Below are 13,106 nucleotides of genomic sequence, written 5' to 3'. Positions count from 1 at the left end.
AAACGTAACTTCACATTCTCTGTAACGCCTATTACAGTCCCCGGTACTGAGCTTCAGTAACCGGGAGGACTTACATGCGTTCGCTCCGTTTCGCCCTTTCCAGCACCGCGCTGGCGGCCGTCTCGCTCGCCGTCGCGGCCTGCGGCTCCACCGACACCCCCGGCACCGGCGAATCGCCGGCCGCCGCGACCGTCACCGTCACGATCGCCGGCGTAGGCGACGTCACCACCGACGCGAAGGCCGCCGCCAAGCTGCCGGCCGACTTCCGGTCCAAGGGCACCATCACCATCGCCACCAACGCCCCCTACGAGCCGTTCATCGACTTCAAGGCCGAGGGCAACACCACCGAGTTCAAGGGCCTGGACTACGACCTGCTCACCGCCGCCGCCGCGCGGCTGGGCCTGAAGGCGCAGTGGAGCCAGCAGCCGTTCGACGGCCTGGTGCCGGGCCTGCAGGCGGGCAAGTTCGACGCCATCGCCGGCGGCATCACCGACAAGAAGGAGCGCCAGCAGGTCGGGACCTTCGTCGACTACAGCGCCTCCGGCACCGGTTTCCTGGTCGCCAAGGGCAACCCGCTGGCGATCAACGACGTGACCGGCCTGTGCGGGCGCACCGTCGCCGTCCAGAAGGCCAGCAACCAGGCCAAGCACCTCGCCGAGTACAGCAAGAGCAGCTGCGCGGGCAAGGCCATCACGGTCAAGGAGTACCCGGAGAACCCGCAGGCCGTGCAGGCGCTGCTCGCCGGCACCGCCGACGCCGTGGCCGCCACCAAGGTCAACCTCGCCGACACCGAGCAGCAGCTCAAGGACAAGGTGCAGCTGGCAGCCGACTCCGCCAATCCCAATGGCTGGCTGGCCAGCCCGAACGCCTTCGGGTTCCTCAAGTCCCGCGCCGACCTGGCCCAGGCGTTCCAGGCCGCGGTGCAGTCGCTGATCGACGACGGCACCTACGCCAAGATCCTCGACCAGTACGGGCAGAAGGAGATCGGCCTGGCCACCGCCACCATCGACCGGGCCATCGACTGACCTTCCACCCCACGGGGCGGGCGCGCGAGCGCCCGCCCCGCGCACCCCGAGGGAACCGCCCCCATGACAACCGACCCCCACCCGCCGATCAAAGCCGTCCCCGTACGCCACTACGGCCGCTGGCTGGCCGCCGCCGCCGTCGCGCTGCTCGCCTACCAGGTCTTCGCGGCGCTGCTGAGCAGCCCCAACCTGGAACCGGCCACCATCGGTGACTACCTGTTCAAAGACTTCGTCCTCGAAGGCGTGCAGACCACCCTGCTGCTGACCGTGATCGCGATGGTGCTCGGCACCGCCGGCGGCATCCTGCTGGCCGTGATGCGGCTGTCGGCCAACCCGGTGCTGCGTTTCTGCGCGGCCGCGTTCGTGTGGTTCTTCCGCGGCACGCCCCTGCTGGTGCAGATCGTGTTCTTCGGCTTCCTCGGCGCGCTGCTGCCGCGTCTGACGATCACCGTGCCGTTCACCGACATCGCCGTGTTCGACCAGCCCACCAACGCGGTCATGGTGGGCATCGTGCCCGCCGTGCTCGCCCTGTCGCTCAACGAGATGGCCTACGCGGCGGAGATCGTGCGCGGCGGCATCATGTCGGTCGACAGCGGCCAGACCGAGGCCGCCCACGCGCTCGGCATGAAGCCCGGCCTGACCATGCGCCGCATCGTCCTGCCGCAGGCCATGCGCGTCATCGCGCCGCCCATGGGCAACGAGGTGATCACCATGCTCAAGTCGACCGCGCTGGTGTCCGTCATCGCCGGCCGCGACCTGATGACCGCGGTGCAGACCGTCTACGCCCAGAACTACAAAGTCATCCCGCTGCTGGCCGTGGCCGCGATCTGGTACCTGGCACTGGTCAGCGTCCTGTCGGTGCTGCAGTGGTTCGTCGAACGGCGCTTCGGCCGCGGCCAGCGCGCAGCAGGGGGAGGCATGTTCCGATGACCGCGATGATCAAAGCCGAGGGCGTGCGCAAGAGTTTCGGCCAGCTGGAGGTGCTGCGCGGCATCGACCTGCAGGTGGCTCCCGGCGAGGTGTGCTGCCTGCTCGGGCCGTCCGGCTCCGGCAAGTCCACGTTCCTGCGCTGCGTCAACCACCTGGAGAGCGTGTCCGCCGGGCGGCTCTGGGTCGACGGGCAGCTCGTCGGCTACCGCCAGCGCGGAGACAAGCTGCACGAGCTGCGCGAAAGTGAGATCGCGCAACGCCGCCGCGACATCGGCATGGTGTTCCAGCGGTTCAACCTGTTCCCGCACCTGACCGCCGTCGGCAACATCATGGAAGCCCCCGTCCACGTGCTGGGGGAATCCCGGGCCGAGGCCCGGCAGCGCGCGCTGGCGCTGCTGGAGCGGGTGGGACTGGCGGACAAGGCCGACGCCTATCCGGCCATGCTCTCCGGCGGACAGCAGCAGCGCGTCGCCATCGCCCGCGCCCTGGCGATGCGACCCAAACTGATGCTGTTCGACGAGCCCACCTCCGCATTGGACCCCGAGCTGGTCGGCGAGGTCCTCGACGTCATGCGCGACCTGGCCGCCGAAGGCATGACGATGATGGTCGTCACCCACGAGATGGGCTTCGCCCGCGAAGTCGCCGACACCGTCGTGTTCATGGACGGCGGCGTCGTCGTGGAAGCAGGCACCCCCGCGCAGGTGCTCGGCGACCCGCAGCACGAGCGCACCCGCGCGTTCCTGGCCAAGGTCCTGTGAACGCCGCCGCTCTGCGGGCCGCCGCCGCAACCCGCTACCCGGCGTTCCTGGCCCGCCTCAGCGAACTGGTGGAGATCGACTCCGGCTCCCGGCAGGTCGACGGCCTGCGCAAGGTCGCCGCCCGCCTCGCCGGATACGCCGCCGAAGCGGGCGCGCAGGTGCGCACCACGGCGATCAGCGACGAGGACGGCTGCGCGCTGGGCGACGCCGTGATCGCACGGATCAGCGGCAGCGGCACCCGGCGCATCCTGCTCGCCGCCCACCTGGACACGGTGTTCCCGCCCGGCACCGCGCAGGCCCGGCCGCTCACCGTCGACGGCGCCGCCGGGCGCGCCTACGGGCCCGGGGTCTGCGACGACAAGGGCGGACTGCTGGCCGGGCTGGCCGCCGTCGAGGTGCTCACCAGCCTCGGCGCCGGCCGCTTCGGTGAGCTGGTGCTGGTGGCCACCCCCGATGAGGAGATCGGCTCCGTGGGCAGCAGACCCCTGCTCGCCGAGCTGGCCGCGACGGCCGACGCGATCCTGTGCCTGGAATGCGCCCGCGACAACGGCGACCTCGTCTCGGCCCGCAAAGGCGTGGCCGACGTCGAGATCGACCTGCACGGCCGCGCCGCGCACGCCGGCATCGAACCCGAACGCGGCGCCAACGCCGCCCTGGCCGCCGCCCGCCTCACCGTGGCGTTGCAGAGCATCGACGGCGTCAACGTCGGCGTGCTGCAAGCCGGCACCCGCCCCAACGTCGTGGCCGACCGGGCGCGGCTGGTCGTCGACGTTCGGGCCGCCGAACCGGCCGCCTACGAGGCGGCCCTGGCCGACATCACCCGCCTGGCGGGCACCCCGCTCGTCGACGGCGTCTCCGCGACGATCCGCGTGGTCGCCCCGACACCGCCCTGGTCGGGCGGCGAGGGCACCGGCTGGCTGTTGCGCGCCGCCGAACAGGTCGGTGCGGAACTGGGACTGACCGTCACCCACGCCGCCACCGGCGGGTGCGCCGACGCCAACCTGCTGGCGGCCTCCGGCGTGCCGGTGCTCGACGGCCTCGGGCCGGTCGGCGGCGGCGACCACGGACCAGACGAGTGGCTCGACCTGCAATCGGTGGTGCCGAGGGTCGCGCTGCTGGCGGGGCTGATCGACCGCATCAGCCAGCCCGCGCTAATCGACGCGGAAAACGACGCAACTCGGCGAACGGCCTACGTGCCGTCCCATCCGCCGACACAATGAGAACAGGCCGGAGGCGCCGGCCGGGAGTCCGCTGGGAGGCCAGAATGGGCATCGACGAGAAACTCGGCAACATGTCACGCCGGTGCGTCGGCCGCTCACTCGAGCTGTTCGGCAAGATCACCCACAACACGACGATGCAGCTCGCCGGTTACACCACCTGGTCGTCAGCCTGCGAAGAAGCAGATCGTGAGAAGGCCAAGGACGCCATCAAGGCGATGGAGGCGGTGGCCGCCTTCGGCCTGGCGGGCCGGCCGGTCCTCGAACCGATGATCAAACCCGCCTCCGCCATGCCGAACGCCGCAGACGATACGGCGGCTACGCGCCCTTCGGGGTGGGCGACTGGGACCGCGACGGCCACCAGGACCTGATCACCCGCAAGGACGCCACCGGTGACCTCTACCTGCACCCGGGGGAGAGCCGGCGCGACTACAGCTACGCCTCGCTCGTCCGTATCGGCAACGGCAGGTAGCACGCGACGTCCGCCGACCGGCTCCCGGCTTGCCCCAGGCGGCCCGGAGCCGGTCTGTCGTGTCCCCGTGATCGTCAGGCGCACTGGCTGCCGGGATCATCAACGGCCGCCGCGACAGCGTGTCGCAGGTGCACCCCCAGGTGCTCGAACCTCGCGGTCCAGGTCGACGGCGTCGACAACCGACGCACCGCACGTCCCAGGGCCGTACGCCGAGGACTTCTGCGCGTCCAGGCGGTAGCCGGATACCGGTCCGGGAACACATTCCGCGAGGTGAGACAGTAGCCGGTTCTGCTGGACACCCGCCTCGACTGCGGCGATAGTGCGGTAATCGAGGTCAGCGGAGGAGGTGCAATGCTACCTGAACCCACGTCGGCCTCGGCCGACCAGGACGTGGTGCGGCAGCCCCGCCCGGCCGACCGCGAGCTGCGCCGGCTGTTGCGCGACGGCACGTTCGCACAGGTTCTCGACCACGCGTTCACCACCCGGGGACTCAGCCTGGAACGCGTACAGCATCATCTGACGCGACGCGGGGTCCAGGTGAGCCGCGCAGCGCTGAGCTACTGGCGGCACGGGCGTAGCCGACCGGAGCGGTCCGAGTCTCTGCGTGCGGTGACCGCCCTGGAGGAGCTGCTCGAGCTGCCGCCGGCGTCGCTGGTGTCGATGCTCGGCCCGCCGCGGCCCAGGGGCCGCCGTCCCGCCGAGCCCGGTACGGTCGACCGTCGCCGGCTCTGGCCGGCCCATGCTCCACTGCTGGCCGCGCTCGACGCGCCGCCGGACGGGCAGCTGCGCCATCTCGACGTCCACGAACGCGTTCGGCTCGACGAGCGGCGGCGGCTCGTTTCGATCACCAGCCGACTGGTGCTGGAGGCGACCACCGACCGGGTCGACCGTTGCATGGTGTACCACTGGGGCGAGGGTACGCCGCCCGAACTGCGCAACCTGCGCTATTGCCGTCAGGGGCGGGTCCGGGCGGATGCTGAGGGTGGCGCCACGGTCTTCGAGTTGCGGCTGGACCAGCGGCTGGCCGCTCTGGAACGCACCGTCGTCGAGTTCGAGTATGGCTTCGCCGACTGGCCGGACGAGCTGACGTGGTATCACCATCGATTCACTCGCCCGGCGCGGCAGTACGTGCTCCAGGTGGAGTTCGCCGGAGGGCCGCCGGCCACGTGTGTGCCGTTCCGGCAGGCCACGCTGCAGACACCCCGCCAGCTCGGGGCTCCCCTGTGGATCGGCGAGTCGCACACCGCGCACCTGGTACTCACCGACGTTCCGCCGGGGCTGGTGGGGCTGCGCTGGGAATGGGACTGAGGCCGACGAAGGCGAGGAGCCGGCGGCCCGGGTGGTGATCCGGGCCGCCGGCTTGGGAGGGAGGAGGGTCAGGAGAGCGTGACGTCGTCCACGTTCAGGATCGAGGCGCCGGTGGAGTTGCTGTGCTCGATCTTCAGGGTGTAGGTGTGCCCGGCCGTGACGAACGCACTGCCCTTCGTCCAGGAGCTGGAGTTCGAGCAGTACCGGTAGACCAGGTTCTGGGTGAACCCGGTGGCGTTGTCGGTCAGTGAGACCGTGGTGAAGTCACCGAATGTGGACGGACAGCCGGACTCCCTGAAGTACAGCGAAGCCGAGGTCCGGCCGGCCGGAACGGTGAACGTCTGGCTGAGCGAGGAGATGCTGCCCGTTCCGCCGACCTTCGCCGCGTAGCTGCCTGTACGGCCAGGGCTGACGACAGCGGTGGTGCCGGTGGCGGACCAGCCACTGAGGCTTCCGGTCTCGAATCCGCCGTTGACGATGCCGTCGGACGTCGGCGGCGCCGTCTGCACGGTCAGGGTGTACGTGGTCGTGCGGGCCGCGTTGCCACGGGTGCCGGTGATGGTGATCTGGTACGTGCCGGACGGGGTGCCGGCCGAGGTCGTGAGGGTGAGGGTGCTGCTGCCCCCGCTGGCGATCTTCGTGGGGTTGAAGGTCGCCGTGGTGCCGGCGGGCAGGCCGCCGGCCGACAGCGTGATGTCGGCGGCCGGTGGCTGCGGTGGAGTGGTGCCGATCTGTTCGTTGGCCCAGTCGCCCATCGCGCTCCACAGCTTGCCGTGGACGTTGTAGGAGCGGCAGTCGGTCCGCAGCCAGGAGAAGACGCCGTAGATCTTGCCGTTGTAGTAGTACGGACCACCGGAGTCACCCTGGCACAGACCGGTGCTGCCGTCGCCGTAGCCGTCGCAGAACATCGTGTCCGAGGTGAAGATCGAGTCGATGTTCTCGCAGTTCTGGCCGTCGACCACCGGCAGGATCGTCTCGCGCAGTCTGCTGTTGCGGCCGCTGTCGTCCGATTCGGTCTTGCCGTATCCGAGCGCGGTGCCCCGGGTGCCGAGCGCCAGGCTGTCCGCGGACGAGGCGATCGCCGGGAACACCATCCCCGCCGGGACGGGGATGTCGGTCTTGGTGAAGATGACCGCCACGTCATACCCGTTACGCCACCCGGTGCCGTCTTGAGGGCTGTAACGGGGGTGGACTCGGTACTCGGCGATCTCGATCCGGGTGCCGGCGGTGGTGTCGGCGAGGTCGTCGCGTCCGTAGATCAGGTACTTGGGGTCGCCCTGCGCGAACTTGCAGTGTGCCGCGATCAGCACCGCTCGCGGCGCCACGACCGAGCCGGTGCACGACTGCTCCTGCGGCCGTACGCCACCGGTGCGGTGCTGCGAGATGATGAACGGGTACTTCGCCACCGTGGTGGGCGTGCCGTTCACCACGGCCGGTCCGGAACCGGTGCCCGAGGTGCCACCCGTGCTGCCGCCACCGGTGAGGGCACTGGCGGCGCTGACCGTGGTCGACAGCGTGCCGCCCGCACCGACGGATCCGGCCGTCGGGTTCGCGCTCAACGCGAAGTCGGTCGGTCCCGTCCCGTTGACCGTCAGGCCCACGTTCACGGCGTGGCTGGCGCTGGTGCCGGTGCCGGTGACCGTGACGGTCGAGGTGCCGGGGCCGGCCGACGACGACGCGGCCAGGGTCAACGTGGATGAGCCGCCTGCGGTGACCGACGACGGGTTGAACGACGCGGTGACGCCGGCCGGCAGGCCGGTCGCGGACAGCGTCACGGTCTGGGCGCTGCCCTTGATGACCGCTGTGCTGATCGTGGTGGTCACCGACCGGCCCGGGTCGACGCTGACCGACGACGGGCTGGCCGACAAGGAGAAGTCGTCGGCCGGCGCCGGCGCGCTGGGCAGGTAGAGCAGCCGGTTGGGCGTACCTGTGCGGATGTTGGTCATCTTGCCGGTCGTGGCGTTGTCGACGATCCACTTCTTCAGATCCGCCGGGCTCGCAGTGGGATCTTGCGACAGCCGGACCGCCATCGCGCCGGCCACATGTGGCGCGGCCATCGACGTTCCGGACTTCTGGCCGTACGCGGTGTCGGAGGTGTTGATCGACGAGTCGATCGAGCTGCCGGGTGCGAACAGATCGGTGCACGGCCCGTCGTTGGAGTCGCCGGCCCGCTGGTCTGAGCTGGTCGCGTTGGCGACGCGAACCCCGGTCTCGACCCGGCTGCCCGGGCCGTAGTCGCAGGCGTTGCCGCCGTTGTTGCCGGTGATCAACGACCACTGCACGCCGGCGGCGATGGCGCCCTTGATGGCATCGACGCCGATGGTGGGGTCGTCGGCGTACACGCTCATGTTGGCCACAGCGGGCTTCCTGGCGTTCCTGGCGAGCCAGTCGGCGGCCACGACGATGTCGGTGTCCTTGCCGCTGGACTGACAGCCGAGGATGCGTACGGACCACAGGTTGGCCTTCTTGGCCACGCCACGGGTCCGGCCGGCCGCGATGCCGGAGACGTGCGTGCCGTGGCCCTGCTTGGCGCTGTCGCAGTCCTCGCCGTTGGTGCTCGGCACGACGAAGTCGGCGGCGTACTTGGCGCGCCCCTCGAACTCCTGGTGGGTGTAGCGGATGCCGGTGTCGACGATGTAGATGTTCACCCCCGCGCCGTCCGCGGGGTAGGTGTACTTCTTGTCCAGCGGCAGATTCCGCTGGTCGATACGGTCCAGGCCCCAGTTGGCCGGGTTGTCCTGGGTTTCGGCGGCCCGGGACGTGCCCGACTGGGTCACCGACGCGATGATCGGGTTGGCGGCCAGCCGCCGGGCCTGCTGCTCGGTCATGTCTTCGGCGACGAAGCCGCGCATGACGGTGTCGAGCACATGCGTGGCCCTGCCGCCGTAGCGGGCGGTCAGCGACCGGGTCGTCTGCGCCGCGTCCGATTTCGCCACGGCCTGGTCCTTGAACCTGACCAGGTAGACGCCCGGCACTGGATGTTTCGCCGCGTGCCGAACTGCGCCTTCAGGCTCGGCCGCCGAGGCGGGCAGAGCCAACGCCGCGACGGTCAGCACGGCCGTAGCCATGGCCGTCAGCAGCGATGTTCGCCTTGTGGGCATGGTGCCTCCCAGGGAATGCGGCTCCGCGACGCGTCGTACCGCCGTCGGACCCGGTGAACGGAGTGCCGACAAACTAGGCCCGCCCTCCGCCGGGCCGGAGGCGTAAGTGAATATTCGGCGATGTCAAGAAACCGCTGAGCCATCGCGGCGTCGTCGCACGTCAGAGCCGGTGTGGCGTAACAGTTGTCACCAACGCTGCGGTCGATGTAACGGTGTGGGCACCCGTGACGCCCACGCCCGGGTCACGCCACTTCCGCTCGGCGGCCGGACTGTCGCCGGTCCATTGACATCACGGCGATGCCGTGGATACCGTGCGGATCCACAACTGAACATCGCCGTCCGAGCCCGGTCGGGAGAGAATCCCGCAGCACCGCAGCGGGGTCGCCGAAGGAGCAACACTCCCCGAGAAACTCTCAGGCACCCATTACCGTCCGGTCCAGGCAACTCTGAAAAGCAGGCGCTCCCGCGTCTCACCCACGGTGCAAGCCGCCCGTCACCGGGCCGGTGAAGCTCTCAGGTCAATGACAGAGGGGGAGGCCAACACTCGTCGAGCCGACGTGGAGCCTCCATGTACCCTGCGCTGCGCCGTACACCACTGCACGCCCTGCATCAATCGCTGGGCGTCCGATTCACCGACTTCGCCGGCTGGTCGATGCCGCTGCGCTTCAGCGGCGAGACCGCCGAACATAACACGGTCCGGTCCAGCGCCGGAATCTTCGACCTCAGCCACATGGGCCAACTGGCCGTCGACGGCCCGGAAGCCGGCCGAGCCCTCGACTACGCGCTGGTGGGATCGATCTCGCCGCTGGCGGTCGGTGCCGCCCGGTACACCATGCTGTGTCACGACAACGGCGGGATCCTCGACGACCTCGTCGCCTACCGCCTGGCTCCCGACCGGTTTCTCGTCGTCGCGAACGCGTCCAACACGCCCGTAGTGCTCGCAGCGCTGCGAGACCGCCTCGACGGGTTCCGCGCACAGGCCCGCTGGGAGCACCGGGTGCTGCTCGCCGTGCAGGGACCGCACGCCGAACGGATCGTGAACTGCCCCGACGCCAGCGCGCTCAAGTACTACCAGGCCGTGGCGACCGAGCTGGCCGGCCGACCGGTCCTCGTCGCGCGGACCGGATACACCGGCGAAGACGGCTTCGAGATCTTCTGCGAGCCGGCCGACGCCGCCGTCCTGTGGTCGGCATTCGCACCGGCGCTTCCGGCCGGGCTGGCCAGCCGCGACACGCTGCGCCTGGAAGCCGGCATGGCGTTGCACGGCAACGAGCTGCACGTCGGAGTGTCGCCCTTCGAGGCCCGGCTCGGCCGTCTCGTCGACTTCACCAAGCCCGATTTCGTGGGGCGCACCGCGCTGCTGCGCCGGGCGGACCAGACACCCCGGACGCTACTGGTCGGCCTGACCTCCACCGGGCGGCGCGCCGCCCGCGCCGGGTACGCGATCGTCGACCCGTCGACCGGCGCGCGCATCGGCACCGTGACCAGTGGTGCACCGTCGCCCACGCTTGGGCGGCCGATCGCCCTCGGTTACCTCGCGACCGCGTACGCCGAGATCGGCACCACGGTGGCCGTCGACATTCGCGGCACAGCCGAACCGTTCACCGTGACCGCCTGCCGCTTCTACTCGCGAAGGGACGCCTGATGCACCTGCCGTCTCACCTTCACTACAGCGTCGACCACGAGTGGGCCGACAACCTCTCCGGCGTCGCCCGGGTCGGCATCACCGACTTCGCTGCCGAGGCGCTCGGCGACATCGTGTTCGTCGAGCTTCCCGGCGAGGGAACCGCCGTCATGGCGGGGGAGCCGTGCGGCGAGATCGAGTCCACGAAATCCGTCAGCGAGCTGTACGCCCCGGTCACCGGCACTGTGGTGGCGGTCAACCCCGAAGTCGTGGCCGATCCCGGCCTGCTCAACGCCGACCCCTACACGGCCGGCTGGCTGTACGCCGTCGAAATCACCGCCGGGCCCCGGCTGTTGACCGCGGAGGCGTACCGGGAACTCTGCGAGCCGTCATGATCAGCGTATTCGACATGTTCACCGTCGGCATCGGCCCGTCGAGCTCGCATACCGTCGGCCCGATGCGGGCGGCCGCCCGGTTCGTCGCCGGACTCCGCGCCGACGGGCTGGCCGACCAGGTGTCCGCGATCCGGGCGGAACTGTTCGGCTCGCTCGGCGCCACCGGCCACGGCCACGGCAGCGAGATGGCCGTCCTGCTCGGCCTGGCCGGCGCAGATCCGGAGACGGTCGACACCGCCGCCGCCCCGGCGACCGCGGCGGCGTACCGGGCGGCCGGCCGGGTCGGCGACTTCGCGGTGGAGGTCGTCTTGCACCGGCGGCGCTCGCTGCCGCTGCACCCCAACGGAATGCTCTTCATCGCGTTCGGGGCCGACGGGACGACGGTGCGCGAGCGCCAGTTCTACTCGGTCGGCGGCGGCTTCGTACTGGACGGCAGCGGCGTGTCCGAGGCGACCGGCCCGGCTGTTCCGTATCCGTTCACCACCGGCGCACAACTGCTGTCCTACGGCCTGCCGATCAGCCAGGTGATGTTGGCCAACGAACAGGTACGCCGTCCACCTGACGAGGTCCGCCGGGGACTGCTCCGGATCTGGCGGGTCATGCAGGACTGCGTGACCGCGGGCCTGTCCGCCGACGGCGTCCTGCCCGGCGGGCTGAAGGTGGCCCGCCGGGCCGGCGAACTGCGGCGGCAGCTGGAATCCGAGCATTTCGCGACCGATCCGCTGCGGCTGATGGACTGGGTGACGCTGTTCGCGCTGGCGGTCAACGAGGAGAACGCGGCGGGCGGGCGGATCGTGACCGCACCGACCAACGGCGCGGCCGGGATCGTTCCGGCGGTCCTGCACTACTACACGAAGTTCGTCCCCGGCGCCGACGACGACGGTGTAGTCCGGTTCCTGCTCACCGCGTCGGCCATCGGAGTGCTGTTCAAGGAGAACGCCTCCATCTCCGGCGCGGAGGTCGGCTGCCAGGGCGAGGTGGGGTCGGCGTGTGCGATGGCGGCGGCCGGGCTGACCGAGGTGCTGGGCGGCAGCCCGGCGCAGGTCGAGAACGCCGCCGAGATCGCGATGGAGCACAATCTCGGGCTGACCTGCGACCCGGTCGGCGGCCTGGTGCAGATCCCGTGCATCGAACGCAACGCCGTCGCCAGTGTCAAGGCGATAACCGCCGCCCGGCTGGCGTTACGTGGCAGCGGCACCCATTACGTGTCCCTCGACAAGGTCATCAAGACGATGCGGGAGACGGGCGCCGACATGAAGATCAAGTACAAGGAGACCTCGCGCGGAGGGCTGGCTGTCAACGTCATCGAATGCTGACCGCTCCTGAGTTCGGCGGCCTACGCTTCCAGCTGCCCGGCGTAGGCGGGTCGTTCCAGACGTACGGGCCAGCCGGGCGGCGTGCATCTTCGCGTCCTAGGCGTAACCCTCTACCGGCTAAACGCGACGGACGCGATCAGATGTGCACCGCAGGTATGCCGCGTTCCTGACTTGGCAAGTTGATCCTGCGTCATCAGGGGTTGCGAACAGCTGCCGACTTTGTACGCGAATGTAGTGAAGTATTGTCATGTATGGTGTCTGGGTGAAGCTTTCGGAGTGGGCTCGCAGTCAGGGTGTGAGCTGTCAGACGGCGTGGCGGTGGGTCAGGGACGGTCAGATGCCCGTTCCGGTCCGTCAGGCGCCTTCCGGGACGTGGATCGTTGAGGGACCGGCGGCTGCGGCAGGCCGTGTAGTGGTGTACTGCCGGGTCTCATCTGCTGATCAGCGCGGTGATCTGGATCGCCAGGTCGTCCGTGCGGTCGAGGGCGCCAACGCGTTGGGGTTGGCGGTCGGTGAGATCGTCAAGGAGGTCGGGTCGGGCTTGAACGGCAGGCGCCGCAGCCTGCACCGGGTGCTGGTCGACCCGGACGTGGCGGTGATCGTGGTTGAGCACCGTGACCGGCTCGCGCGTTTCGGTGTCGAGCATCTGGAATCGGCGCTGGCCGCTACCGGCCGTCGCCTGGTTGTCCTGGACCCGCAGGAGACCAGCGACGACCTCGTGCGTGACATGACCGAGATCCTCACGAGCATGTGTGCGCGCCTTTACGGGCGCCGTTCGGCCGGGCGCAGGGCGCAGTTGGCGATGTCGGCGGCGACCGCGAACGTGAGCGAGTAGATGCCCACGATCCAGCCGAAGGCGGCCACCCCGGCGGCAGATGTCGCTGCGGCCATGTCCGAGCCGCCGGCCGGTGCCCATGGGGGTTGCCGGGGATGAAGAAGTTCGAGTCGCGGGCTGGTTTC

12 protein-coding genes and 2 riboswitches are annotated in these 13,106 nt (G+C 69.9%); of the genes, 11 read left to right on the top strand and 1 reads right to left on the bottom strand.

Going from position 1 to position 13,106, the window contains the following annotated elements; all coding sequences use genetic code 11:
* The first annotated feature begins 74 nt into the window (after positions 1 to 74).
* The 7 genes from Cba03nite_RS16355 (at position 75) to Cba03nite_RS16325 (ending at position 5,710) form a co-directional block, all read left to right on the top strand.
* Entirely contained in the window at positions 75 to 1,025 is a 951-nt protein-coding gene (locus Cba03nite_RS16355; protein WP_203746659.1) for an ABC transporter substrate-binding protein, read from the top strand.
* Between the two features lie 63 nt (positions 1,026 to 1,088).
* Positions 1,089 to 1,955, top strand: coding sequence for an amino acid ABC transporter permease (locus tag Cba03nite_RS16350; protein WP_203746658.1), 867 nt, complete (start codon positions 1,089 to 1,091; stop codon positions 1,953 to 1,955).
* On the top strand, positions 1,952 to 2,713 hold the full coding sequence (locus Cba03nite_RS16345) for an amino acid ABC transporter ATP-binding protein (protein WP_275411593.1): 762 nt from the start codon (positions 1,952 to 1,954) through the stop codon (positions 2,711 to 2,713). The genes Cba03nite_RS16350 and Cba03nite_RS16345 overlap by 4 nt, the downstream gene beginning before the upstream one ends.
* Positions 2,710 to 3,933, top strand: coding sequence for a M20/M25/M40 family metallo-hydrolase (locus Cba03nite_RS16340; protein WP_239125785.1), 1,224 nt, complete (start codon positions 2,710 to 2,712; stop codon positions 3,931 to 3,933). The genes Cba03nite_RS16345 and Cba03nite_RS16340 overlap by 4 nt, the downstream gene beginning before the upstream one ends.
* 44 nt (positions 3,934 to 3,977) lie before the next feature.
* Positions 3,978 to 4,301, top strand: coding sequence for a hypothetical protein (locus Cba03nite_RS16335; protein WP_203746656.1), 324 nt, complete (start codon positions 3,978 to 3,980; stop codon positions 4,299 to 4,301).
* Complete coding sequence (locus tag Cba03nite_RS16330) at positions 4,265 to 4,402, top strand: hypothetical protein (protein ID WP_203746654.1); 138 nt, start codon at positions 4,265 to 4,267, stop codon at positions 4,400 to 4,402. Before Cba03nite_RS16335 ends, Cba03nite_RS16330 begins: the two co-directional genes overlap by 37 nt.
* A 351-nt stretch (positions 4,403 to 4,753) precedes the next feature.
* Positions 4,754 to 5,710, top strand: a complete 957-nt coding sequence (locus Cba03nite_RS16325) for a hypothetical protein (RefSeq protein ID WP_203746652.1) — start codon at positions 4,754 to 4,756, stop codon at positions 5,708 to 5,710.
* Between the two features lie 68 nt (positions 5,711 to 5,778).
* Here Cba03nite_RS16325 and Cba03nite_RS16320 read toward each other — a convergent pair whose 3' ends face one another.
* Positions 5,779 to 8,811 (bottom strand): S8 family serine peptidase, encoded by a 3,033-nt coding sequence (locus tag Cba03nite_RS16320; RefSeq protein ID WP_203746650.1) that lies wholly within the window; start codon positions 8,809 to 8,811, stop codon positions 5,779 to 5,781.
* 340 nt (positions 8,812 to 9,151) lie between these two features.
* Positions 9,152 to 9,251, top strand: a riboswitch (glycine riboswitch).
* A riboswitch (glycine riboswitch) is annotated at positions 9,252 to 9,349 on the top strand. It begins immediately after the preceding riboswitch.
* A gap of 30 nt (positions 9,350 to 9,379) precedes the next feature.
* On the opposite strand from Cba03nite_RS16320, the gene gcvT reads away from it, so the two are divergent.
* The 4 genes from gcvT to Cba03nite_RS16300 all read left to right on the top strand — a co-directional run bounded on the left by gcvT (position 9,380) and on the right by Cba03nite_RS16300 (position 12,981).
* Complete coding sequence (gcvT, locus tag Cba03nite_RS16315) at positions 9,380 to 10,456, top strand: glycine cleavage system aminomethyltransferase GcvT (protein ID WP_239125784.1); 1,077 nt, start codon at positions 9,380 to 9,382, stop codon at positions 10,454 to 10,456.
* Positions 10,456 to 10,830 carry a glycine cleavage system protein GcvH gene (gene gcvH, locus Cba03nite_RS16310; protein WP_203746648.1) on the top strand — a complete coding sequence of 125 codons (375 nt, stop codon included), beginning with the start codon at positions 10,456 to 10,458 and terminating at the stop codon, positions 10,828 to 10,830. The genes gcvT and gcvH overlap by 1 nt, the downstream gene beginning before the upstream one ends.
* The gene (locus Cba03nite_RS16305; RefSeq protein WP_203746646.1) at positions 10,827 to 12,146 is read left to right on the top strand and encodes an L-serine ammonia-lyase; all 1,320 of its coding nucleotides are present in this window, start codon (positions 10,827 to 10,829) and stop codon (positions 12,144 to 12,146) included. The genes gcvH and Cba03nite_RS16305 overlap by 4 nt, the downstream gene beginning before the upstream one ends.
* Positions 12,147 to 12,408: 262 nt before the next feature.
* Complete coding sequence (locus tag Cba03nite_RS16300) at positions 12,409 to 12,981, top strand: IS607 family transposase (RefSeq protein ID WP_203746644.1); 573 nt, start codon at positions 12,409 to 12,411, stop codon at positions 12,979 to 12,981.
* Positions 12,982 to 13,106 lie beyond the last annotated feature (125 nt).

The sequence above is a fragment of the Catellatospora bangladeshensis genome (assembly GCF_016862575.1).
In the GTDB taxonomy this organism is placed as follows: Bacteria; Actinomycetota; Actinomycetes; order Mycobacteriales; family Micromonosporaceae; genus Catellatospora; species Catellatospora bangladeshensis.
Note: the sequence above shows the minus strand (reverse complement) of the source record. Positions and strands in the feature narration are given on the sequence as shown.

Bases quoted from the DNA above. Each gene is read 5' to 3' on its own strand.
- Cba03nite_RS16355 (WP_203746659.1), top strand. From the start codon at position 75: ATGCGTTCGCTCCGTTTCGCCCTTTCCAGCACCGCGCTGGCGGCCGTC.
- Cba03nite_RS16350 (WP_203746658.1), top strand. From the start codon at position 1,089: ATGACAACCGACCCCCACCCGCCGATCAAAGCCGTCCCCGTACGCCAC.
- Cba03nite_RS16345 (WP_275411593.1), top strand. From the start codon at position 1,952: ATGACCGCGATGATCAAAGCCGAGGGCGTGCGCAAGAGTTTCGGCCAG.
- Cba03nite_RS16335 (WP_203746656.1), top strand. From the start codon at position 3,978: ATGGGCATCGACGAGAAACTCGGCAACATGTCACGCCGGTGCGTCGGC.
- Cba03nite_RS16325 (WP_203746652.1), top strand. From the start codon at position 4,754: ATGCTACCTGAACCCACGTCGGCCTCGGCCGACCAGGACGTGGTGCGG.
- Cba03nite_RS16320 (WP_203746650.1), bottom strand. From the start codon at position 8,811: ATGCCCACAAGGCGAACATCGCTGCTGACGGCCATGGCTACGGCCGTG.
- gcvT (WP_239125784.1), top strand. From the start codon at position 9,380: ATGTACCCTGCGCTGCGCCGTACACCACTGCACGCCCTGCATCAATCG.
- gcvH (WP_203746648.1), top strand. From the start codon at position 10,456: ATGCACCTGCCGTCTCACCTTCACTACAGCGTCGACCACGAGTGGGCC.
- Cba03nite_RS16305 (WP_203746646.1), top strand. From the start codon at position 10,827: ATGATCAGCGTATTCGACATGTTCACCGTCGGCATCGGCCCGTCGAGC.